Annotated in this window: 19 protein-coding genes; 11 read left to right on the top strand and 8 right to left on the bottom strand. The window is 65.1% G+C overall.

Annotated features, from left to right (window positions below; translation table 11 throughout):
- Nucleotides 1-247: 247 nt before the first annotated feature.
- Nucleotides 248-691 carry a helix-turn-helix domain-containing protein gene (locus tag ACFTSF_RS11330; protein WP_380153716.1) on the top strand — a complete coding sequence of 148 codons (444 nt, stop codon included), beginning with the start codon at nucleotides 248-250 and terminating at the stop codon, nucleotides 689-691.
- Nucleotides 692-1,138: 447 nt separating this feature from the next.
- Here ACFTSF_RS11330 and ACFTSF_RS11335 read toward each other — a convergent pair whose 3' ends face one another.
- From ACFTSF_RS11335 to ACFTSF_RS11365, 7 genes are all read right to left on the bottom strand, one after another.
- Complete coding sequence (locus ACFTSF_RS11335) at nucleotides 1,139-1,414, bottom strand: hypothetical protein (protein WP_380153717.1); 276 nt, start codon at nucleotides 1,412-1,414, stop codon at nucleotides 1,139-1,141.
- Nucleotides 1,415-1,416: 2 nt separating this feature from the next.
- On the bottom strand, nucleotides 1,417-8,145 hold the full coding sequence (locus tag ACFTSF_RS11340) for a PA14 domain-containing protein (protein WP_380153718.1): 6,729 nt from the start codon (nucleotides 8,143-8,145) through the stop codon (nucleotides 1,417-1,419).
- Between the two features lie 134 nt (nucleotides 8,146-8,279).
- On the bottom strand, nucleotides 8,280-9,173 hold the full coding sequence (locus ACFTSF_RS11345) for a LuxR C-terminal-related transcriptional regulator (protein ID WP_380153719.1): 894 nt from the start codon (nucleotides 9,171-9,173) through the stop codon (nucleotides 8,280-8,282).
- A gap of 575 nt (nucleotides 9,174-9,748) precedes the next feature.
- On the bottom strand, nucleotides 9,749-10,639 hold the full coding sequence (locus ACFTSF_RS11350) for an LLM class flavin-dependent oxidoreductase (protein WP_380153720.1): 891 nt from the start codon (nucleotides 10,637-10,639) through the stop codon (nucleotides 9,749-9,751).
- Between the two features lie 43 nt (nucleotides 10,640-10,682).
- Entirely contained in the window at nucleotides 10,683-11,204 is a 522-nt protein-coding gene (locus tag ACFTSF_RS11355; RefSeq protein ID WP_380153721.1) for a nuclear transport factor 2 family protein, read from the bottom strand.
- Between the two features lie 35 nt (nucleotides 11,205-11,239).
- On the bottom strand, nucleotides 11,240-11,983 hold the full coding sequence (locus tag ACFTSF_RS11360) for a hypothetical protein (protein WP_380153722.1): 744 nt from the start codon (nucleotides 11,981-11,983) through the stop codon (nucleotides 11,240-11,242).
- Nucleotides 11,976-12,929, bottom strand: a complete 954-nt coding sequence (locus ACFTSF_RS11365; protein WP_380153723.1) for an EamA family transporter — start codon at nucleotides 12,927-12,929, stop codon at nucleotides 11,976-11,978. Before ACFTSF_RS11365 ends, ACFTSF_RS11360 begins: the two co-directional genes overlap by 8 nt.
- 79 nt (nucleotides 12,930-13,008) lie before the next feature.
- On the opposite strand from ACFTSF_RS11365, the gene ACFTSF_RS11370 reads away from it, so the two are divergent.
- The 8 genes from ACFTSF_RS11370 to ACFTSF_RS11405 all read left to right on the top strand — a co-directional run bounded on the left by ACFTSF_RS11370 (nucleotide 13,009) and on the right by ACFTSF_RS11405 (nucleotide 20,763).
- Nucleotides 13,009-13,902 (top strand): LysR family transcriptional regulator, encoded by an 894-nt coding sequence (locus ACFTSF_RS11370; RefSeq protein ID WP_380153724.1) that lies wholly within the window; start codon nucleotides 13,009-13,011, stop codon nucleotides 13,900-13,902.
- A gap of 422 nt (nucleotides 13,903-14,324) precedes the next feature.
- Entirely contained in the window at nucleotides 14,325-14,486 is a 162-nt protein-coding gene (locus ACFTSF_RS11375) for a hypothetical protein (RefSeq protein WP_380153725.1), read from the top strand.
- A gap of 63 nt (nucleotides 14,487-14,549) precedes the next feature.
- Nucleotides 14,550-15,014, top strand: coding sequence for a MarR family winged helix-turn-helix transcriptional regulator (locus ACFTSF_RS11380; protein ID WP_380153726.1), 465 nt, complete (start codon nucleotides 14,550-14,552; stop codon nucleotides 15,012-15,014).
- A complete protein-coding gene (locus tag ACFTSF_RS11385) occupies nucleotides 15,011-15,826 on the top strand; it encodes an NAD-dependent epimerase/dehydratase family protein (protein WP_380153727.1) in 816 nt (271 codons plus the stop codon). Before ACFTSF_RS11380 ends, ACFTSF_RS11385 begins: the two co-directional genes overlap by 4 nt.
- A gap of 266 nt (nucleotides 15,827-16,092) precedes the next feature.
- Nucleotides 16,093-17,622: a benzaldehyde dehydrogenase gene (locus tag ACFTSF_RS11390; RefSeq protein ID WP_380153728.1), complete on the top strand. Its 1,530-nt coding sequence runs from the start codon at nucleotides 16,093-16,095 to the stop codon at nucleotides 17,620-17,622.
- A gap of 113 nt (nucleotides 17,623-17,735) precedes the next feature.
- Nucleotides 17,736-18,911 (top strand): M24 family metallopeptidase, encoded by a 1,176-nt coding sequence (locus ACFTSF_RS11395; protein WP_380153729.1) that lies wholly within the window; start codon nucleotides 17,736-17,738, stop codon nucleotides 18,909-18,911.
- Between the two features lie 261 nt (nucleotides 18,912-19,172).
- Entirely contained in the window at nucleotides 19,173-20,093 is a 921-nt protein-coding gene (locus ACFTSF_RS11400; protein ID WP_380153730.1) for an alpha/beta fold hydrolase, read from the top strand.
- A 25-nt stretch (nucleotides 20,094-20,118) separates the two neighbouring features.
- Nucleotides 20,119-20,763, top strand: a complete 645-nt coding sequence (locus ACFTSF_RS11405; protein ID WP_380153731.1) for a hypothetical protein — start codon at nucleotides 20,119-20,121, stop codon at nucleotides 20,761-20,763.
- A gap of 724 nt (nucleotides 20,764-21,487) precedes the next feature.
- On the opposite strand, the gene ACFTSF_RS11410 is transcribed toward ACFTSF_RS11405, so the two are convergent.
- Nucleotides 21,488-21,892: a hypothetical protein gene (locus ACFTSF_RS11410; RefSeq protein WP_380153732.1), complete on the bottom strand. Its 405-nt coding sequence runs from the start codon at nucleotides 21,890-21,892 to the stop codon at nucleotides 21,488-21,490.
- 265 nt (nucleotides 21,893-22,157) lie between these two features.
- On the opposite strand from ACFTSF_RS11410, the gene ACFTSF_RS11415 reads away from it, so the two are divergent.
- Both ACFTSF_RS11415 and ACFTSF_RS11420 read left to right on the top strand, forming a co-directional pair.
- On the top strand, nucleotides 22,158-22,292 hold the full coding sequence (locus ACFTSF_RS11415) for a hypothetical protein (RefSeq protein ID WP_380153733.1): 135 nt from the start codon (nucleotides 22,158-22,160) through the stop codon (nucleotides 22,290-22,292).
- Nucleotides 22,293-22,397: 105 nt separating this feature from the next.
- On the top strand, nucleotides 22,398-23,699 hold the full coding sequence (locus ACFTSF_RS11420) for a jacalin-like lectin (protein WP_380153734.1): 1,302 nt from the start codon (nucleotides 22,398-22,400) through the stop codon (nucleotides 23,697-23,699).
- Nucleotides 23,700-23,716: the final 17 nt, after the last annotated feature.

The following is a 23,716-nucleotide window of genomic DNA, read 5'->3' on the forward strand; positions in this document are numbered from 1 at the left end:
TACGCGAGCCTGGCCTGTTCCGGCCTTCGCCTCGACTTCCGCAGTGTCTTGCCCGAGAGAGAACACATCGTCGATCGAGTTGAGCTCTGCCACCGGCCGCGCCGCTGTCCGAGCTGGTCTCGGGACACGCTTCCTCACCGCCGCTACCCGAGCCCACCGCGTACAGAACTCCATTGAGCGCGGCGGCTGTCGCTGCGCTGGCGGCATTGGCGGCGGCGCGTGAAATGAGGGCGCTAGATATTCATTGATGAAGTCCGAGACTCGCCTGTACGACCTCGCGGATCGCCTCGGCCAAGAGCTTCCTCGCCTGCGCAGTACGGCGGGCCTCAGCGGCGACCGACTCGCCACCACCGTCGGCATTTCTCAGGCCAAGGTCTCCCGCATCGAGACCGATGTGACCGCTCGGCCGGCGATGGACGTCATCGCGCGATGGCTCGACGATGGCCACCGCCCCCATCCCCAGACTGGAAGCCCTCACCAACCAACCTCATCTGAGATCACCACCGCCGAACATCAACGCGCAAGGGAAGCCACCACGCGTTGCCCGTCTAGTCGCCGTTGCCGGTCACCTTCTCGTCGCAGTCGAGCTCCTCCTCGAGCCTTGCTCATCTTCCGGACCACGCACATCTCAGGCCAGTCCGCACCGTCGCGCGCCGGCAGGTTCTCCACACACACGACAGGTCGCACCTGACAATCAGGTCGCCGTGTGTGTTCGCGGTGGCGGTCATCTTCTCGTTGGCCATGCAGCTCAGACCGCCGAACATCTTCACTTCCCTAACCGCCAGCCCGGGAAGGACACCGCGGATGCGGTCAGCCAAATCCCGATCAAACGCCGTTGCGGAGGTCCCGCGATCCTGCCGGCAGCGGGCGGCATGAAACATGCCACCGCGAGCGGTCGCAGACTGACCGAAAGGGCATCGCTCCTCGGCAGCGTCTGGAAGTGCTGCGCCATGAAACGTCACCCCAACGATCGCGATACTGACCTGTCCGCGGCGGCCATCGCCGGGCCGGCGATTCAGCATCGGACCGCCAGCTGAGCCGGCTGCTGCGGATCAAACCGGCGACGTGCCACGGGTGCCTGGTGAGGCGGTCACCAGGCACCCGTCGCGTCCCCTCCCCCCGATCGCCGAGGAGGAGATTAGGAACCGGGGCCGTAGAAGATTCTTGCGAGCCCGTCGCCGAACCTCGCGAACGCATCCAGGTCGTAATTCTCCTCGAACATGTCCGAGAAGATGTCGCGCGTCATGATGACAAGCCTCTCCTTCGCCACCGGATGCCGCTCGGCGGCCATCGCCTGGACCAGCAACTCCGCCTCCGGCTTGTACTCGTCCGACGGCGTATCGTCCGCAACGTCCGTGAGTTGCGCGTGGAAGAACCTCATCACGTCCCGCACAAGCGGCTCGTCGCCGGACATCGTCAGAACCTCCAGAACGACTTCGTGTATCTGATGTAGGTCACGACCTTCCCACGGCTGTTGATCGCGACCCTAGTGTTCTTCGTCTGGAAGTTGTATGACCACCGGCCCAGCTCATCCCGCTTCGGCCCCATCGGTTTACCGAAGTTCTTAGCTACCAAGGCGTGCACCCGGGAGCCGCCACGCGCCGCGATCTGGTCGAGAGCGTGCTTGGTGAACTGCTTGTTCGCTACACGGGCGATCGCCTTCCCGACCCCAGCCGCCGCGGCGGCTTTGACAACGAACTTGCCGGCTACTCCGACACCCGTCAGGCCGACCGCGGCGACGGCCGCCGCCTTCCAGTGTCCCTGGGCGAGATTGCCAGCCACTGCTACACCGCTGGCCACCATCCCGATGGGGCCCGGAATGTAGGACCCGGCGCTGGCGATCTTCGTCGCGATGTTCCAGAAGCCCTTACCGTCCAGGTCGAGATCGTTGATCGGGTCTGGTGGGTAGACGTAGTTGTTCTGGACTCCGCCTTCCAGAGGGTCTACCTGGAGGAAGCGACCCAGGATGGGGATGTAGACCCGAGCGCCCATTTGGACCGGGGCGAGGGTGAAGAGGGTTTCGGAGTCCTTTTGGTGGCGGCCAAGCCAGCCGTAGCTGCCTTCGTTGAAGTTGGCTGGGGTAGTGCTGCCGGCGAGGGCATTGCCGAAGGGGTCGTAGGTGTAGGTGTTAGCGGGGCCATTGCCCGTGCTGGTGTTCGCGCCTAGACCGTTGGCGGTCACCAAGATGTCACCGTGCAGGTTCGGCAGAGAATACAGGTCTCGCTCGGCCACCGTCGTCTTGGTCGGCCGAATGGTGAGTACCGCACCTCCTGGCAGTTGGAGGTACTTCTCGATGATCGCCCAGTTCGCGTCACGGACCAGGTCTGGGGAATCGCCGGCGCCGGTGAAGCCGTAGTAGAAGTCTCCCGCCGCGGCCCAACTCCAGTCCGTGATGGTGTTTTTGAAGCGGGCCAGGATGCGCCCTTGCACATCTCGCTGGTAGTACATCGCCAGGCCGTTACCGTCATCGTCACGCTGAACCAGGCAGGAGTTGCGATCCGAGGTGTCGTAGCAGAGGCGCAGTGGCGTCGCGGTCGAGCCCACGGAGGTCATGTTGCCGTGGGCATCGATATCGCCGCCGTCGGCCATTGGGCTGCTGCTAGCCGTGATCCGGTCGGCGTTGTCGTAGCAGTATGTTGTGGTGACTCCGTCGACGACCTGGCTGGTCCGGTTGCTGTTCTTACCTGCGTTGGGGTTGGTACCGGCTCCAGTACCGCAAACTGCATTCTGGGCGCCGAATCCGTACCGATAGGTGTGCGGGCCGATGTCAGCCTCGGTCAGCCGATCGGCGCGGTCGTAGCGATAGGTGTAGGACAGGTTGGCCGAGCCGCTGACCACATCGTCGGTGAGGATCTGTCCGGATTGGCTGTTCGTGACTGTATCCTCGACTGTGTTGCCGTTGGCGAGTCGCCATGTCTGGCTGACGACACGACCAGCGGAATCACGACTGACGCCTGCAAGGCCGAGCCCTCCGGCAGTCGGGTAGTCAGCATGGTCCAGGCGTCCGTACTGGTCGTAGTACGCCTTGGCAACGATCACGCCGCCAAGCAGTTGTTCCTTCAGATGGCCGTACGTGTCATAGACGAATCCTTGCTCACCGAAGTCGCCGTACAGCCTGATCATCCGGCCCAGATCGTCGTAGCCGTAGCCGGTCCAGTTGCCATAGGCATCCGAGTAGCTGGTGGTCCGGCCGAGGAGATCGGTGCTGGTGGTGATGGTGCCGTTCGAGTCCGATGAGCTGGTCACCAGCGGGTTGCCGCCGACGGCCCAGTCGTTGCTGACGGTTCGGCCCGGATCACCGTTCCGGGCGGGAATGGTGGTGGTCAGTACCCGCTCGCGGTCGTCGTAGCTGGTGCAGGTCCACGGGTCGGCGTTGTAGCGAGTTGCGACGACGCTGCCGGATCCGTCGTAGACCGTCTCGATCGTCCGAGCCGTCAGCGGACCCGTTCCGTCCGGATCCGGCTCGTTCTTGAGTTTCAGCTGTCCCGCCTGCCGGTAGGCCTCGGTCGCGGTCGTGCACGGATTGTCCACCGCCTCGGTCGCGCCGTAGTACGAGTAGCTGGTGGTAGTTCCACCAGGCAAGGTCTTGCCGGTCTGGCGAAGGAAGCCGGTCCCCGGCGGCTCATAGGCCATGGTCGTGGTCAGGTTGAGGCCGGCCGGGTCGACCGCGATGCTCTGCGGGAGGCCGAGTTCAGGCCTGGCTCCGAAGTTCGTCTTTGCGATACGGTCGCCAAGCGCAGAATCAGAGGTGGTGGTCGAGGTAACGAGGTTGTACGCCGGGGTCAGCTGCCCTGCAATGTCGGCTTGCTCAGTGCCGCCGGGTGGCGTTCTGAACAGCTGGCCGAAGACCCGTCCGGCGGTGCCGGTCTTGTAGATCTCGACCCGGTAGTCGACCCAGCGGTTGGCCGTCGGAGTATTGAAGGTTCCGTTCGGGCTGAATCGCTCACCACCATCGACCCACTCGTCCACCACCAATTGATCCTCGACGTACAGCCGAAGGCCGTCACTGTGCCAGGCCCGGAAGCTGTATGTGCCGGCCGTGGCCAGCAGCATCTTGCCGGTGGCGCGGATCGAGGCTCCGTCGGTCGGTGTCACTCCGCCGGTGGCCAGATCGAGGCCGTAGGAGGCGTAGGGCAGGTTGTTGAACCCGGTGGTGTGGAAGGTCGGTGAGCCGATCAGCTTCTTGTTGCTGTAGGCGGTGATGCTCAGGCCGAGGATGTTCTCGTCGTAGCCGGTCTGGGTATGTGCTACCTGGTTCACATTGGCGGGCAACGGCTTGCGATCGGTGCCGTACCAACTAACCGGTGCCGGTCCGTAGCTGTCGGTCGGGCGGTCGAGGGAGTCGTAGATGGTGGTCGACTTCAGGCCGGTTGCGTCGGTGTTGCTGAGGACGAGGTCCTTCAGCGGGTCCCATTCCGTCAGTGCACTGAGGTTGGCGACGTCCGTGTCGCGGGTCGTCCGGTAGAGGTTGTCGTATTCGACCCGACGGGTGAAGCCATTCGGTTCCGGCGCCGTGAGCAGATGCTGCTGGGTCGCGCCGACGAAGCCGGTGCCGCCCGGGAGGAACTCGATTCCATGGACGGAACGTGCTGCCCCTGGCGTCGCTGACGGTGCCGTCACCTTCGTCGCCCGGCCCAGGACGTCGTACTCGAGCTTGGTGAGTACGGCGTCGTCGTTGGCCCGGACGCCGGACGCGATCGCGTCGTTGGCGACTGGGTCACGCATGCCGCTCACTCGGCCCAGGGCGTCGTACGAGTAGTCGGTGGTCTCATTGCCCGGGTTGAGAACGCGGGCCAGCAGGCCTTGTGAGTAGTAGAAGGAGCTCGTCCGGCCGTCGTCGGTCTTGACGGCACAGAGCATGCCGGGCGGTGGCGCGGCGTCGAAGCCCGCGGGCGGTGAGGGGCATTGGCCGTCGCCGCTGTAGACCATCTTCGCCCAGCGGTCGGTGGTGACGCCGTCGGTGATTTGGCTCAGCCGTGGTGGGCTGCCGCTGTAGCTGTACTTGAGCGCCACCGGCTTGCGATCATCCGTAGCGCTCGTCACCGACTGCAGGATGCCGTCGACGCCGAACACATAGGTCCGTCCGTCGACATCGGCGAAGGTAATCGTGCCGTCAGCGTTGCGGACCAGTTGGCCGTCTTCGTTCACCGGCGCCTTGTAGCCGCCCGCGCCGTTCCAGGTGTATTCGTGGGTGCTGCCGGTGGAGTCGGTGAGGACTACGCTGTTCTGGTTGATCTTGGCGTGGTCGTAGCCGAGATCGCCGTCGGCGTCCAGACCCAACTGCCAGCCGTCGGGAAGGACTTGGGCTCGGGGCGAGAGCCAGGTCGGTGGCACCAATTGATTGGGTACTGCGCCTTGGACTTTGAGGTAGACCGAGGCGCCACCACCGTGTTCGAAGTAGTCAACCGTGATCGGTACCGACTGGTTGGCGGTCAGCGCGATGCTCGCGCCGTAGCCTTCTTCACCACCGCTGTCTCGCCACTTGTCGTAGACGACGGTGTTACTCGCGCCGAGGGTGACCCGGGAGCCGTCATCGCTAATGGTCCCGAACTGGTACGTGCCTGAGGTGGGAACGGTAATGTAGCCGCTCCAGCGGACGATGAAGTTGTCGACTGGTCCGCCCTGAACCGGAGAACCGAGTCCCCAGTTGAGCGACAGCAGCGGGTCCGTCCGGGTGAGAAACTGCTTGCTCGGATCTGTCGGTACGACGTGGGTTCCGTCATCCGTGTAGTAGCGGCCAACCAGGCCGCGAGACTGGTTGACGGGCCGGGCGCCGGTGCTCAGCCAGGATTGTGGAACGACTTGAGTGGTCGGCGTCAGCTGCGGTGACTTGACGTAGAGGTGTGCGCCGGCCGCTCCGCCGAGATCCGTCATCCGGTACTCGATCGGAATGATCTGCCCGGCGGTCAGAGTGAGTGGGACCCCGCCGTACCCGTTGGCACAGCAACTGGCCTGGCTCATCACCATCTGCCCGTTGGCGATGATCGTGACGCTGTCGTCCGCCGCCGCGCCGAACTCGAAACTACCGGTGACCGGAGCGATGAAGTACCCGGTCCACTTCGCGCCGAAGTTGTCGGCCTCCACGGTGCCCGCCGATGGAGATCCGGTCTGCCAGTCGAAGTCGATCTTCTGATCGACCCGGCTCAGCACTGGCTCGCCCGTGAAACCAGTGTTGTTGAAGTACTGGCCGACCAGCCCGCGCCTGGCTCGAACCGGCGTGTTGTAGTCCAGGGTGACGCCGAGCGACCCACCGAGTGCCGCCGATTTGTGACTGCCTTCACTGGTCGCCACGTTGCCGGTGGCCAGGTCGACGCTCACCGGGCCGACCGTGTCGTAGATCTGGGTCGAGTCCTTTCCTGTGCGCAGATCGATCTTGAACGGTCTCACCGCCGCGGCACGGTATTCGGTCCCGTCGAACGTGTAGGCGTGCAGGTAGTAAGTCGTACCGTCCTGCAGGATCCCGTCCGGGATGGTCCACTGCGTCGAGGTGAGGTTGCCCGAGTTGATGACGGTCCCGGTCTCGCCGTCGCTACCGGTGGCGACCCGGAAGAAGTACTGCACGCCGTCGCCGTCACCGTCGACGGCCGGATTGACGGAGAAGCTCACCTGCGGGTCGACGAAGACCTGGTTGTCAACGCTGGGTGAGACCAACACGGGCGGTGGCGGTGGCGTGTTGTAGGTGAACTGCACGTACGAGTTGTCCGGGTCCCAGGCCTTGAAGGTCGGGTAGTTCCGTTCCTCGCCGTTGAGCATCATCCAGGCGCCCCAGTCGCCTCGGTTGATCATCGTCTGATAGATGCTGGTCATGTCCAGCCAGGCCTCGGCGCTGAACCACGCGCTGTTCCGCGGCGCGGAATAGTCGATGCAGTTGTAGCCCAAGCAGGAAGCGTGCGACACCTCGGTGTAAAGACTCTCGTAGGTGCCGTAGTACTTTCCTGGCGTCGGCGGCATCATCTGCAGGTGGAACCATGCGCCGAGCAGGGTCTTCCCCTGCAGTTGGCTGTACGGCGAATGGAAAGCACTGCGCCAGCGCTTCCAGGTGCCGGCGTCGTTCAGTGAGCCGGAGTTCGGGTAGCAGGACGCCGATCCGCAGACGTAGCCGTCGGACTTGTAGGCGATGTAGTTGCCGCTGGCCCGGTTTCCGAAGAAGCTGTTGAAGGTCGGGTCCACCACCACGGGGAAACTGGCGGCCGGGAGTTTGCTCAGCCAGGCCCGGTTCACCGAGACGCTCAGTACGCCGTTCTTGAAGGTCTGCTCGGCGACCTGCTCGCTGATCACGCCACGGTCCATCAAGGCGACGCTCAGACCGCCGACCTCGAACTTGCCCTCGAGCGCACCCTTCAGCGCGAAGCCACCCTGCTTCTGTGGTCGGGCGACCAGACCGGCACCACCGACCTTGAAGGCGTAGCTGCTCGCCGCCGTGGGCGAGGTCAGGATCACGAACTCCTTGAGCATGTTGTTGTGGGCCTGGTACTCGACATCTACGCCAGGCCAGAGTCCCTTGTAGTGGACAGTTTCCCGGCCGGTCTTGTCGGTGGTGATGGTCGGCGTGACCCGAGCCGCGCCGACTGGGCGCAGAGTCAACGCCTGACCGTCCTGCTCCAGCCTGACCATGCCCCGCGCATCATCGGATGGCCCGAACCTCGCCTGCCAATAGTTCGCCCGCATCCGGAAACGCTCGGGCGCCGCCCGCTCGACCGCGCTGCGATCGGGAGGACCGGCCGCGGGCGGGTCATCAGCCTGCAGCCGACTGTCGATGGGCTTCCACCCGCTACCTTTCGAAGGCTGGTAGTAGTGCGGCTCGAAGTACTGCTGAGAAGTGCGGCTGCCATCGCTGTTCTCGACAACGGTGGTCGTTGCAGTCCGAAGCGCCGGCAACTCGCGGACCGGTTTGGGTCGTTCGGCCAGCTTGACCGGCTTCATGCCGGGCCCCTGCCCCGGACCGCCTGTCAGCGGGTCATTCGCACTGCGAGCGGCGGCTGCCTGGTCCTTGTGAGTGGCCGATCTGAGCGGCGGCACCGCGGCGGCCGACGAGTATGGCGGTGGCTTCGGCTTGGCCGGTTGGGCCAGTGCAGACGACGGTGTGACCGTCAGAACCGAAGTGACCAAAGCGATTGCGACTGCGGTGGCAACGGGACTGCGCATAGCTGCTCCCCCTCATGGATCATCCGCCCCCGGGTGACACCGAACCGATGATCCACGCGGCCCAGACTGCCAGCCATACCGTGCCGGGTGAGGAATGACCCGGGTGAACTCACCCACCGGGTGAGCCGCAAGGACTAGGGCAGCTTCCCCAGATGTTTGATCACATCCGCAGCAATCTCCGCTCGCCGGCTCATTCCGTACTTTGCCGCGATGTTCTTCAGATGGGTCTTTACCGTGTTGATACTGGTCGGCCGCAACTGCTCGGCGATGGCCTGGTTGCTCAGCCCGTCGGCCAGCAGTACGGCGATCGTTTGCTCGGCCGGCGTCAGGGTCTTGAACCGCAGCGTCGGCCGATCGTCGACGAGCAACGTCATCTCGACCAGTTCCGCCTGGATCCGGAGACAGGCCACCCTGACGTCAGCCAGTGCAGCACACGCCCGGTCGAGCGTCGGGCTGCCTTCATCAAGTGCTTGCTCGGCGCCGCGCCGTACCTCTCCGACCTGCTCGACCAGATACTCCACCATCTGGTCCGAGGTCAGGAAATCGCTGTCAAGCGTGCCATCGGTGCCCAGTTTCAACTGGGTGAGCGCATCCCGATCCTCCTGCTCTCGCGACAGCACCCGGCCGATCACCTCAGCGATCCACTCGAAGGCCGCCACCGCCTCACCGTTGTACACACCGGATTCGTAGCTCTGCATCGACACCATGCCGAAGACCTGGGGCCCCTCCAGCGTCCCGGAAATCAAAGGCACCGTCACGGCGTCAGCTGACCGCCTGCGCACGTCACCGAACGAGACTCCCCCGTTCAGCAGCACCCCGCCGTCCAGATCGAACCGGTAGGTTCGCTTGTTGAGCAGCAGCCAGGCGGTCAGCCCGTCCCGGCCGATAGTGTGCGTATCCGAGTCATCGTGTTGAGTACCGTCGTAGCTGTAGGGGAACCGGACCTTCGTCCCTGCGTGAATCAGTCCAACGTAGAACGCATCCACCGGAGCGATTTTCGTCATCACCACCCGCGCGTAGTCGTACAAGGCATAGTGATTGCCCCCCAGTGGCCCGGACATCTTCGCGTAGGCCTCGTACAGGACAATCGCGACACTCGAACTGACATCCGGCCGACCCCTCATAACGCAAACCACAGCATTACGGTTCCCCACTTGTCATCGATTCCACCCCGCGAGCCGAAGCTCCACTCCCACTCGCTTTATCGCCCCGATGAACGATCCGTTACCAACACCCATCCCACTGTGATCGCTGGCTACCGGACAGCGCAATCGATGGCGTGGCGGGATCGGCCTCTTAGGTGCCGGGTTGTCGGGTGGCGCAGTGGATGGTCCCGCCGCCTTGAGTGCGGCCCGATCACCGCTGAGATCCGACGGTTGGGGTCAGATAGAGGGCAGCATGCCCCCGGCCGAGCGGAGCCTCGCCCCGCAGAAACTGCGGGGTGAGGCTGTCGCGCGCGGTGAGCGGATTTCGGATGCTCCCGCCTCGGAAAGATTTGGCCTCCGCGGTGACCACGTACATCGCACCGGCATTCGGTTGCACGGACACGGCCGCAACACCAGGCTGTCCCTGCTCTCACGCGAACAACTGCTCAGCCTCTGTGCTACCCGAGACTGGCGGTGACCATCGGGGCGACCTCTTCGCCGAAGCGGCGGACCTGCATCTCGTCCCCCTTTTCGGGCCAGAAGACGAACACAGTGAACGGCTGTTCGGTGGCAAGCCGTACTAGCGTCTCGGCCCAGCCGCGTGCATCGGTGCGGATCGGCTCGGCGCCGACCAGGTCGGGACTCCGGTGCGTAGTGCTGTGCGTGGTGGGGTTGATCGTGCCGACGAGCTGTACGACGCGGGTCACCGCCGCCGGCAGCCGCCCGGTCTCTTCTGCTGCGCGGTCGATGATCGCGTTGGCTGGAGCGTATTGCTCGTACGGAAGATAGGACGGAATCGGAGCCGCCCAGCCGTCGCCGAGCCGGCCGGTGACAGCTAGGGTGCGCGGGCCTTGGGCGCCGATCCAGATGGGTACGGCCGGGCCCTGCCCAGCGAGCCCGGACACTGAAGCAAACTCGCCGTTACGGGTCACTTTCGCACCTGGCTGCCACAGTTCCCGCATCAGCTGGACCGCCTCGGCGAGTGCCCTCCGTCCCTCGGCCGAGGACCGCCGTGGCATTCCCATCGAGGTGATCGCGTCCCAGTAACCGCCCGCGCCAAGACCCAGGACGAACCGCCCTCCGGAAACGCGGGAGAGTGCCGACGCTGTACGGGCGAGCATGGCCGGCGGCCGCAACGGCAGGTTCGCTACATCGGACAACACACTCAGGCTCCGCGTACGCGCCAGCAGCTGGCCGATGAAGACGAACGCGTCGATGTAGTTGTTCACGTACGGATGATCCTGCACACCAATCAGGCTCAGGCCCGAATGTTCAGCTGCGGCCGCCAGCCGGTAGCCGTTCTCGACATCGAGCGCCGGATTGATCGAGACACCGAACTGGACGGTCATGACACACCTTCCGACAAGTCGAGCACTCGGCCGACCTTGAGAATCACGACAGGAGCGACATCATCGGCTGCCGCACCCATCCCTCGAGGTGTTCGAACACCTCGAAATAGGCCGTGGTCTGGTGCTGGATCTTCCAGCCGTCCGAGGTCCGGGCGTACTGCACGTCGTAGCGGCCGAACTGCCATGCCGCGACCCGATCCTCGTTCGCCCTCTTGACCGTGCACGGAGCTATCCAGTTCCATCGGCCGCTGGCCGAGTCACCATCGATCTCGATGATTGGCGAAACCGTGTAGTGGATGACCATCTCCAGCCGGGGCAGTGAGTCCTCGTCACGAAGCCGGTGGCAGAAGTCGAGGATCTCCTGCCTTCCCGAGAAACCGGGAGCGAAGGGGTGATATCGGCCCGTGGCGTTCTCGGTGAAACAGTTGGCGAAGTCGTCGAAGCGATCCTCGTCGAAGGCGAACCCGTACTCGTACATCAAATCCCGAATCGCTTCCAGGTCGCTGTGGTGTGCGAGTTTCGCCTCCACAGCGACGAGTCGGGCTTCCAGGTCGTTGGCTGACACCGTTGATTCCCTTCTACGGCTCTGTACGCCGTGCCTCAGTTCTGGATCGCGTCGTCGAGCAGCCGGGGCACTTCGCCGTTGAAGTCGACCCACGGATTCGTGCCCAGCAACTCCGCGCCTTCCGCATCGACGTTCGGGTGCTCGTAGCGCATCACGAACTTCTCTGGGCCGTGCGCGAAAGCTACGACCAGGCCGTACTCGGCGTCGAGGAAGCCGCCGTGGGGCTGGAGGCCGGGGTAGCTCAGGCGCCAGGCCGGATCGCCGATCTCCACAGCGGGCAGTGACACCTTGCCGACTACGCCGTCGGCGAGCTGGAAGAACCACGTCAGCGGTCCGGCGTACACCACCGTCATCACCTCGTCGATGCCGAGACCCTCGTCGGTGCTGTTGATATGGAGTCTGCCGAAGCGGCGCAGGGTGGCGGTCCGTGCAGCGGAGTCCATCGCCCTCATGTCGTACACCTTGGGATAGGGAGCTACTCCATGTTCCGAGGTGCTCAACAGGCCACCGCGGTGGGTCGCGGCCTCGCGGCCGGCCAACTCGATCTGCTCCAGCAACTGGTCTCTGTCGAGGTTGAAGGTCGAGATGAGTTCCGGGTGCTGCGATTCCGGAACAGCCTGCTCTTGGGACGTCTTGAGGATCGGGTGTGCCACGGTGGGGACGGGTACCTGGGAAATGCGTACGCCCACGGGGCGCAGTATCCGGTTGACGGCCTCGAGGCCGATCGCATCCGGCTTGCCATCACTGTGGGAGAGCGTCAGTTCCTGCTTCTCAATCATTGTTCCTACCTCCTGATATGGGTGTGATCTGTTGGGCAGCGGACGGCGTGGTGCCCGCCCGCTGCTTCTTGAAAGTCGGAGAAATCTGCCCGGCGAGGATCGCGGCCAGGGCGAGCGCGAATCCCGTCAGCTCGACCGGTCCGAGCGACTGGCCCAGCAGCGCGGCGCCGAGGACAGCGGCGACGATCGGCGAGAGCAGGCCGAGTACGGCGACGGAAGTGACCGGCAGCTTCGTGATGCCGCGGAACCACAGGACATAGGCGAGGAGTCCACCGACCAGGCCGAGCCAGAGATAGCCGAGCGCGGCGCGGCCGTCGATCGCGGGCGGCATCCCCTCGAACAGCAACGTCACCGGGAGCAGAAACAGGCCGCCTGCGGTCAGTTGCCAGCCGGCGAACGCTGTCGGACTGACGCCTTCCGGGCGCCCCCACCGCTTCGTGAGCGTCACCCCGAGCGCCATCGTGACCGCGCCGGCAAGACCGGCCACGATCCCGACGACGTCGAACCCCGCATCGGGGCCGATCACTACCAGGCCGACGCCGACCACGCCGACCACACCCCAGGCGAACCGCCAGCCCGACGGGCGCTGCTTCAGGATCGTCACCGCCAGCACCGCGACGAGAATCGGCTGCGCCGCTCCGAGGGTGGCGGCGACCCCACCCGGAAGGCGTTCGGCGGCAACGAAGAGCAGCGGAAAGAACAGCCCGATGTTCAGCACACCAAGGGCCGCGCCCTTCGCCAGCCAGGTCCCGTGCGGCAGCGTGCGGGTGACCGCCAACGCGATCAGCCCGGCCGGCAGTGCCCGGAGCAGCGCCGCGAACAGCGGATGACCTGCTGGCAGGAGCTCGGTCGTGACCACATACGTCGTACCCCAGACGATCGGTGCGAGGGAGGTGACCGCGACGACGCCGATCAACCGGGGCTGTAGTGCGGCGATGTTCTTCACCTACTCAGCGTGCGGCCCGGTCGATCAATGAGTCCAACACATGTTTGTCACTTCATCCATCGTGATTCAAGATAGATCTATGGAGCTTCGACAGTTGCAGTACTTCGTCACCGTCGCGGAGACGAAGAGCTTCACCCGCGCCGCCGAACGATGCCTCGTCGTCCAATCCGCCCTCAGCCACCAGATCGCCCGGCTGGAGCGGGAACTGGGCGCCCGCCTCTTCGACCGCACCAGCCGGCGGGTCCGGCTGACGGCAGCCGGCGAAGCGTTCCTCCCCGACGCGCAGCAGTGCCTCGACGCCGCCGAACGCGGGGCGGCCGAAGTGGCGGCCGCTGTCGGAGAAGTCCGCGGCAAGCTCACCGTCGGCGTGATCCCGACGGTGGCGGCGGTCGACGTACCCGCCGTCCTGCGCGCCTTCCACGAGCGCTATCCACAGGTCCGGATCGGTCTTCGGGTCGGTACCAGCGAGTCATTGGTGGCCAAGGTCAAGGACGGGACGATCGATGTCGCCTTCCTCGGCCTGCCCACCACTGCGCGCCCGGACGGCGTCCGTTCCCGCAAGCTCGCTCACGACCGACATGTGGCCGTCGTCGCTCCCGACCACCCGCTCGCAGGCGAGGCCGACGTCGACCTGCTTCGGCTGTCGACCGAGGTGTTCGTGGACTTCCCTGCGGGCAGCGCCGGGCGTGACCAATCCGACCAGGCCTTCGCGTCCGCCGGCCTGCACCGCGAGGTCCCCTTCGAGGTGACCTCCCCGGAGTTCCTCGCAAGGCTGGTTCACCTGCGCCTCGGCATCGCCATGCTGCCGTCGAACTACGCCCCGCACCTGTCCGGCGTGGTGACGATCCCGGTGCTGGACGCCCCTGTCCGCATCGAACACCTCATCTGGAGCAGGTTCGGGCTCACCCCCGCAGCGGCGGCCTTCCTCGCGGTACTCGACGTCAGCCCTTCGGAGCCCGAGCCTCGCAAGTGACCCGCAGCCGCCGACTGTAGTCGCCCAGGTTGTCAGCTTCGGTGCTTTTAGCTCGAAGGCGTTGTGCTGGAGGAGCGTGGTCGCAGAGAACGTCAGCGATGCCACGAGGCCGACCAGCAGCGCTAGCCAGACCGAGTCGTTGCCGGTGGCATCTGATGTGACTCCGATGCCGGCTGCCAGGCCGACGGCGGTCACGCTGTTGGCGATGAGGAGCGAGTCAGGTTCCTTCTACTGGCCTGCTTGGAGTCCTCTGGAGCTATGCCGTGGACCAGGGGCATCACCGCGGCCATGACGGCGGCACTACAGACGCCCACGCCCACCTCGTACACGGGGTGTGCGTCCGGTGCCGGGGTATGCAGAGCGACGCCGAACTGGGTGCACAACGTTCGGGCGGTCGTCCTGGCGACGGACCTCACGGCTGCTTGCAGCGGCTCGTTGAGCAGCTCTTCCAGGTCCCACATGTCGCCGCCGGCAAGCAGGGCGAGGTGATCATGATCGATCCCCGGAACGTGAATCTGGGGATGTGTCTTGATCCCGTCCGCCTGGTCGTCACCGCGGCGCAGCTACTGGATCGATCCGGATGAAACACACACCCTTCGGAGCGCCCTTGGTTGACACTTTGTTAGGTACCTAGCTATATTTGTTAGGTGGCTAGCAAACAGGTTGATCCCGAACATCAGTCCGCAGGTGCCTGGGCGAAGAAGTACTACTTCGCGACCCGGGTCGTCATGGAAGCGGTCTTGCGGCCGCACGATGTCGGGCCGACGCAGTGGTACGTGATGTACGAGCTGATGACAGTGGGGCCGACCTCGCAACGTGACCTCACCCGCATGCTGCAGATCGAGCGCGCGACGCTCACCGGCGTCGTGGCGGCTCTGGTCCGCAAGGGCCTGGTCGAGCAGACGCCTGATGCCACCGATCAGCGCCAGAAGGTGCTGACCATCACCCCCGCCGGTGCCGCGTTGTGGCAGAAGCTGCCCGATCCGATCGCTCTCATCCTCGAGACGGCTTTCGACGGTGTCGCTCAAGCCGACATCGACACGACCGCCCGCGTGCTGCGCGAGGCGACCGGCAAGCTCAACAGTCTCTTCCCGAAAGGAAAAGAATCATGACAGTCCTCATCACCGGCGGAACCGGCCTCGTCGGCACCCGCCTGCTTCGTCGCCTGGTGGACGCCGGCGTCGAGTGCCGCGCGATCGTCCGCCCCGGCAAAGAACTTCCGGCGGGTGTGACCGCCGTCGAGGGCGACCTGTGCGATCCGGCGACGCTGCCGAAGGCCGTCGAAGGCGTCTCCGCCGTCATCCACCTCGCCGCGGTCCTGCGCACTCCCGACCCCGTATTGATCGAGCAGGTGAACGTCGGGGGCACGAAGAATCTCATCGCCGCGCTCCAGGCCCACGCTCCCGAAGCACGCGTGATCATGGCGAGCACCAACCTCGTCTACGGTGACGAGTTGTCCCGGCCGGCCCGCGAGGACGATCCGGCCACCGCGACGCAGCCCTACCCCGCAACGAAGATCATCGCGGAAGGTCTCCTCCGCGACAGCGGACTGACTTGGAGCGTCCTGCGGTTCCCCTTCGTGTACGGCGACGGTGACGGCCATCTGGAGTCGGCACCGGGGCTGCTGGGTTCCTGGGGCTGGCACCCCGCGGCGACGATGAGCCTGATCCACCATCGCGACATCGCACTCGCGATGCTGATCGCGCTGACCGGCGCGATGGACGGCCGGGTCGTCAACCTTTCCGACGACGCCCCGACCTCGATCTACGAGATCGCGCGGATCGTCGGAGCGGAGTACAAGGAGTCCTCCGAGCCACTGGAGAACCCCTGGAAGGGGCACGTTGACGGGACCCTCGCCCGTGAGCTCGGCTTCAGGCCGGTCGTGCGGAGCCTCTACCAGGCGGCCGCCGAAGACGCGCTGTAGCACCGCGACGCGGGGCCGTTCCGCACCTGTCGACTCCCGCACCGCCCTCGCTCATGACCTTCATCGACGAAGGTCAGTAGCGCACCCGTCCGACGTCGGCGCCGCACGCCGACGAGCGAGATCCCGGTGCGCGTGACGGCCTGTCCCCCGGGCCATTCCCCGCCCTGCCCACGGCACTCCCGTTGCCGGCAGCTGCGTGCTGCCTGGCCGCTGGTGACTCTTCGCCAGATCGAGCCTGGCCTTTCATCCAACAGGAGAACAGACCTATGCCTTCATACAGTGATTCCCACAACCTCCCGACCGGAGGTGTCCTGACCGCGACCGGTTTGAAGTCGCTGGATCCGGCTCAATGGTCCGAGCGGATCTGGGTGGACGGACAATGGCGGAGCGGAGGCGGAGGCCAGCACCCGATCGTCTCCCCCGCTACCGGCGAGCAACTCGGCAAGATCGGCTTCGCGTCACCGGCAGACGTCGACGCGTCCGCCGAGAGCGCCATGGCCGCCCAGCGCGAGTGGGCAGCGCGAAGCTACAAAGATCGCGCCGCCGTACTCCGTCGGGCAGGAGACGTCTGGACCGCCCACTCCGCCGAGATCGTCGGATGGCTCGAGCGCGAATCCGGCTCCGCGACGGCGAAAGCGGAGCACGAAGTCGCCACCGCCGCAGAAGAATGCTACGAGGCCGCCGCGCTGGCTGCGGTGCCCTACGGCGACGTCCTGCGGAGCGCCCAGCCCCGATTGAGCATCAGCCGCCGGCTCCCGGTCGGGCTGGTCGCGGTCATCGCGCCGTTCAACGCACCGATCGTCCTCTCGATCCGCGCGGTCGCCCCCGCCCTCGCGCTCGGCAACGCCGTACTGCTCAAGCCGGACAGCCGAACCACCGTCAGCGGGGGCGTCACCCTCGCGGCCGTGTTCGAGGAGGCCGGTCTGCCCAAGGGACTCCTCCAGATGCTCCCCGGTCGCGGAGCCGACGTGGGCGAACGGCTCATCACCACTCCGCACACCCGGGTGATCGCCTTCACCGGCTCGACGGGTGCGGGCCGCCGAGTGGGCGAACTGGCGGCGCACCACCTCAAGCGCGCTCATCTCGAGCTGGGCGGCAACAACGCCCTGATCGTTCTGGAGGACGCCGACCTCGAGCACGCTCCCAGCGTGGGAGCAATGGGGTCGTTCATCCACCAAGGCCAGATCTGTATGGTCACCGGCAGGCAGCTCGTTCACGAGTCGATCGCGGACGAGTACGTGGCCAAGCTGGCCGAGCGGGCTCAGGCACTCACCGTAGGTGACCCGGCCGGGTCGCGACCGGTCCAGCTCGGTCCGCTCATCGACCAGACGCAACGCGACCGTGTCGACTCCATCGTGCGCGACACAGTCTCGGCCGGCGCAGAGCTGAAAGCAGGCGGCACCTTCGACGGGCTCTTCTACCGGCCGACCGTACTCGACCACGTCAGGCCCGGGCACCGCGCGTTCCGCGAGGAGATCTTCGGCCCGGTGGCTCCGATCACCCGATTCGCGACCCTCGACGAGGCCATCGAGCTGGCCTGCGACACGGAGTACGGGCTGTCCCTCGGAATCCTCACCGGAGATGTCCTGCGCGGCCTGGAACTCGCGGACCGAATTCCCTCCGGCAACGTCCACATCAACGATCAGACGGTCAACGACGAGGTCCCGGTCCCGTTCGGCGGTGTCGGCGACTCCGGCACAGGTTCTCGTCATGGCGGCCACCAGTCGAATCTCGAAGCGTTCACGGAGCTGCAGTGGGTGACGATGCGCAGCGAGCTTCCCCGCTATCCCTTCTGAGCCGAACCGACCTGGAGCACCCGGTGACATCCACATCTTCGCCAGCCACCGCGCCGGTACAAGGCCTTTCGCTTCGCGAGCGGGATCGGCGGTGGGCCGCGACGCGCGAACTCATGCGCAGATTCGACCTCGATCTCCTGCTGGTCGGCGGCTTCCGGAGCCGCGATCACTACGAGCACTATCTGAGCAACGACTACATCGAGGGGCTGGTCGTCTTTCCCCTCGCCGGCGCGCCGGTGACCGTGACCTGGGGGGACACGCGTGTCCATCGGGCGGAGGACAGCTTCGCCCGGGGAGTCGTCCCATGGATCGACGACTACCGCACCGGTTTGGACGGCGCCGCGATCCCCGGCCTGATCACCGAGCTGAGTGGCCGCGGCCGACTCGGCGTCGTGGGGCTCGAGACCCAGACCGCCGGTGAATTCAGCGGCTTCGTCCCCGCTCGCTTCTGGATGGATCTGATCACCGGTCTGCCGGGTCGCGAGGTCGTCGACGTGTCCTGGGACTTCAACGAGATGATGCTGCCCAAGAGCGAGGAGGAGCTGACGTTGCTCCGCTGGGCCGGAGGTGCGGCCGAGGCGGCCGCCCAGGCCATGCTGGACGTCGTCGCTCCCGGCGTGCCCGAGACCGAGATCTACGCCGAGATCCTGTCCGCACTGCACCGTCGTGGGTGCGGCGTACGCTACCCGAACCTCATCCTCAACTCGGGTTATCCCAGCCTGGCCTGGGGACCACCCCGGTGGACCACAACCGCCGAGCCGCCACGCCGGATCACTCCCCACGACCTGGTGATGGCCGAGATCTTCCCAACCTTCGGCAACGTCGAAGTCCAGGTACAGATGTCCATCGCCGTCGGCAAGCCGGACCCGGTCGTCGCGCAATGCGCGGCCGTGGCACGAGCCTCCTACGAGGCCGGCCTGTCAGTACTGCGGGCCGGCATCACCTTCGGCGAGCTCGTCCACGCGATGGAACAGCCCGTCCAGGACAACGGCTGCTGGGCACTGACACCGCTGGTGCACAGTCTCAACCCCCAGGCCTTCCTCGGCTTCACTCGCGCCAACCGCCAGGACGCACCCACCGTCCCAACACTTCCTGCTCCTCCCCCGAAAAACCTGTCACGACTGCAGGGAACGGACTTGGTCCTCCCGGCCGGTACGACGCTGGCGTTCGAGCCGAACGCCTGCAGAGGCCGCACCCGCGTCGTCGTCGGTGGGACCGTCATCGTGACCGACGAGGGCTACCAGGAGGTCAACAGCCTCTCCTGCCGGATGCACGAGAAAGACGCCTAGCGTCGCACCGTTCGCCACTGCCTGACGTCCCGACGACAATTCGCGCCGCCGCTGCTCGTCTCGCTGACTCTGACATCCTCCTGCTGGAGCAGGCCGCCGTGACGCAGCCGCATGATTCCCCTGAGCAACCGACTCAATCCTGGGGTGTTGCGGATCGCAGGTTACATCCTGCAATCGAGCACTTGGCATCAGTATCCCCGCAGGGGATAGTTCTGCCAGGGGAGTTCTGCTCTCGGGGGAAGGGAACAGTTACTGTGACTCGTGACTCCATTGCGTAAGCGTCGCTATCGGCGGATCGCCTTGGCTTCAGCCGGCGTTCTGCTGGCATTGGCGTTGATTGACTCACTGATCGGCGCCCTTGTCTACAAAACCGGTACCGAAGCGCACGTGTCGGTGATTCCAGCCAGGGACGGGCAGAATCGGCGGGCCATCGTCGTATTGCCGGGTTATGTCATGTCCGGCAGTGTGGTTGGTCGGGCATTCCGACCGTTTGTGGCCGGCACGGATGCGCTGGTGTCGGTGGACTATCCGCAGACCGGCTTGGACACCTCCGAAATCTATCGGCAGGTCGAGGCAGCGCTGCAGGAGTTGGCGCCGAGCGAAGTGGTTTTCTACGGCGCCTCGATGGGGGGAATGGTCGCGGCCCAGTTGCTTCGTCAGTACGAGGCAGAGGGGGCTCGCTACGGTCGACCGACCTTGGTGCTGGACACCGCGCCCGCGGCGTACGCCGACGTTAAGCGCCCGGACTGGCTCTTCAAGGTCGCCTGCTGGTATCGAGGAGGTCCGATCGCCGCGCTCGTCTGGGCTGCGGGCACGGCACTGGTGGACACGCCGCCAACGGGGGCGGGCGCCGATCCCCAACTGGTCCGACGCGGACACAGAGCCGGCACGTGGGTGGGAGGAACCGCGGCTGCGTCGCAGGGATGTTTCATCGGGCGCTTCGAACTCGGATCCGGCGACGCCGCCACCACGGGCGATCTCAAGGGCATCTTCTACCTGCATGCCACGTCGTCCGAGCAAGATCCACTGATCAACACCTCGACCGCCATCAATCGCTGGCGGAACATTTTTCCCTCGCTCGCCGACGTCGTGGTCGAGGGAAGGCAAGGCGGTTGGCATATACCGCTGGTGGAGCGGCCGGAGGAAACCGCGACGGCACTCCTCAGTGTGCTGGAACGTTAACAACCAACAACATGTGGGGGGCCTCATGTCCGAAGAAAATGCCGTATCAGCCTTGGGCGCGCTGTATCAGGGCGAGAAAACCGATTCCATCGGAATCTTCAATGTCGCCATGGTGATGATGGGGATCGCCGCAGCTTATGTGATCAGCGCGGTAACCGTGTCCGATCTGTACGGAACCGCGCTGGACTGGAAGGTGGTTCTGCTGCTGCCGGTTCCGCTCTGGTTGATCGCCGCATATCACTCGCTAGTGGCGCTCGGCGGGATGTCGCACGGCATCTCGCTGTCGATCCTGGAGTATTCGTTGTACCTGCAATCGAAACTCCCGTCGGACGGCGAGTTTGTGGAACCTGAGGAGCCGCTGCGGAAGTACGTGGGCTCACGGCTGGGCGATCGGATCATGGATATCGGTCAGGCCACCTGGCCGCACCGGATAGCGTCCGTTTTTGTCTACGCCGGCTTCTATCTGGGGATCGTCGGCTACACGGTCTCGGTGATCGTGGCGGCCTGGGGGCATGTTTCCGGCGGATGGTCGGCAGGTGCCATCATCGTCTATTCGCTGGCGTTGGCGATTGTCGCAACCTCATGGCTGCAGGGATTCAGGCTGCTGAACAAAGGAAACAGAGCCCGGGACACGTGGATCGCGAACAACAAAGGCCCTGATCTCGCTTAGCCAACAGGCTACGGGGTTGGTGGTGGAGTCCAGTTGCTGGGCGTAGGCGGCTCGCGCGTTCTGGATGACCTGGAGCGTGCGACCGCTTTCTACAACCTGGCCCGCGGTCAAGGACGAGGACCTCGTCGGCCAGGAGGCGGTGGTCAGGAGGTGTCGGGTCGACGCCGGTGACCAAGCGGGCATACATATCAGCTGTGCTGGATACGTCTGAGTTCGTGAAGCTCGAGTACCGGTTCGCTGCTCTCGGATGGCTTCATCGCACAGTGACTTCAGCGATCGGCACGAAGTCGATCCGGAGCGCACCGCATCCCTGATTGGGAGGGGAATCGGAGAATTTCCTCAACGAATCCCTTGGTCTCCTGCGGTACGACGCTGAGCCGATCGGCGCGGGGACGATGATGGTCACCTCTTGTAGCGCCGTCGAGTCACTGCCGACCGATCTCTCGCCCGGACCTCACAACACATCACGCCGTGGCCTGTTTCGAGAGGCGCAGGCGCTGACGGAGCATCACACTCTGATCGCCCGAACACCATGCCGGCCGCACCAGCCAGGAGCACCGTGATCCCTTACGTCGACCCCACGACCCCGCCGGGCACCGGCCACCACGAACACACGCACGGCCACGAACACACCCCGCCGCACTTGCCGCTCGGTCGGTGACGCCGGGGCACCCCCTGTGCAGCCAATCGAGCAGAGCGGTGATCAGTCCGGCGGCGACTCGCTTCAGCCGAATAGCTCCTTGGCGCGCTTGACTTTCAGTGCCTTGAGCTCGGCGTGGGTTTCCGCCCATCGCTCTGGTCTGAAACGCCCCTCGATGGCGTCCAGGTGCTGCCCAATGAAAGCCGCGTAGCCCTCATCGAGCAGCCCAGAGCTCTCAGGTTGGCCGAGCATGAGACGACGGATGAGATCCACCGAGAACCATTCCGATATACCGCCTGTGGCCGGCTGAAAGTCCAGGAGAAGCTGGCCGCGGTCCCTCACGAACCGGAGGCGGACGACATCTGATTCGACCAAGAGCAACGCGTCGCCTCCGTTGTACGTCGTGACTTCGGATCCGGCGATGCGGAAGCGCGCTTGGTCCCAGAGGAAACCCATGTGCGTTGCGATGAACGCGAGGATGAGCGTCATGTCAGCCTCCTGGTCTGAGCGACCATTGGTTCACTCACCGATACCCCTTACTCATCAAGTACTGGATCTCCCGCGCGAGGTAGCTCCCTGGGAGCATGTCGCCCGTCGGCACCGACAGCAAATCCTGTCGCCGGCGGCGATGCGGCCGTCCAAGAAGTGTTGGTTGAGAGCCCAGGGATCCAGCCCCGTGCGACCAACCCGTTCCAGTCGTCGCCAATGTCTAAGTAGCTCGCTCCCTTCGAGTTGGCCGCCTGAGCCTACCGCGTTGAGCATTCCGCTGAGCGACACGTTCGTCGTCCGCGGCTGTCCGGTGACAGTCGGCGAGTACGGCTCGATCGACAAGACCTTGGCCGACTCGTCGAACAACCGGTACACAGCAAGGCTGTCATCAACGCGATGAAGTGAAACCTGTTGTTCGCGGATCGGTCATTGCCCTGTGAGGGCTGGAAAGTTAACGTGAACATCGTGTGGTTCACGCCCAGTTCCAACACAGGGGGACAGCTAGATGCGCACATCGATCCTGGCCGGTCTGACAGCGGTACTGCTGACTGCCGGCGGCCTCGCCGCGACTGCTCCGGCGGCCGAGGCAGCGGTGAATTCGTTCTCGGTTCTGACCTACAACGTGGCTGGGTTGCCTGACGGGATCTCGTCGGGTGATCCAGAGAAGAACACTCCCCTGATCAGTCCGCGGTTGGCCGAGTACGACGTGGTTACTGTGCAGGAGGACTTCAACTACCATGCCGCGCTCTACGCGGGTGACAATCACCCCTACCGTACGGCGACCAGTGGCGGCGTCCCGTTCGGGGATGGTCTCAACACCTTGTCGCGGTTTCCGTTCGACGACTTCGATCGGGTCAAGTGGTCGAAGTGCAACGGCACGGACTGCCTGACTCCCAAGGGATTCAGCCTCAACCGGATCCGGCTGGCCGAGGGGGTGTACGTCGATCTCTACAACCTGCACCCGAATGCGGGCACTGAGCCGGCTGACCTGGTGGCCCGCCGGGCCAACATCACTCAGCTGACCCAGTTCATCGCCGCCAACTCGGCCGGCAACGCGGTGATCGTGATGGGTGACACCAACACTCGGTACACCAGGACCGAGGACAACATCCGCGAGCTCGTCAGCGGCGCCGGCCTGACCGACGCGTGGGTTCAGCTTGTCCGCGGCGGCCAGGCTCCGCCGCTCGGCAGTCCCCCGCTGGTGTGCGACCCGAACGCGGTGACGGGCTCCTGTGAGGTGGTCGACAAGGTTCTCTACCGCGGCAACAGGTTCATCAACCTCATCGCAACCCAGTACAACAACGAGAACCAGAAGTTCCTCGACAGCGCCGGCAAGCCGTTGTCGGACCACTATCCGCACCTGGTCCGGTTCAACTGGTCCCTCAACGACCAGCTCCGGATGAGCGACCAGTACGGCGGCCCGCATGGAACGCCGTTCACCGACGTGGATCGCGTCGCCGGTGTTCGATCCGTGCAGCTGAGTGGCGGCGCACGCCTGGACCGGGTCGGGCTGACGCTGGCCAACGGGACCGTCCTGAGCCACGGCGGCAGCGGCGGGACACCGGTCGAACTGACGCTCGCCCCGAACGAACGCATCGTCCGGATCACCTTGACGCAAGGCAAGTACAACCAGCGCACCAGGCTCTTCTCGGCGGCCATCCTCACCAGCACCGGCCGCACTCTGTCGGCCGGCACTCCGACCAGCGACTCGGTCACCTACGCAGCTCCGGCCGGATGGCAGATCACCGGTTTCACCGGACGGTCCGGTGACGGAGTGGACAAACTCGGCGTGATCTACCAGCCCTGACGGGCGAAAGGGTACCT

The organism is Kribbella sp. NPDC056951, from assembly GCF_042674205.1.
GTDB classification, from domain to species: Bacteria; Actinomycetota; Actinomycetes; order Propionibacteriales; family Kribbellaceae; genus Kribbella; species Kribbella yunnanensis.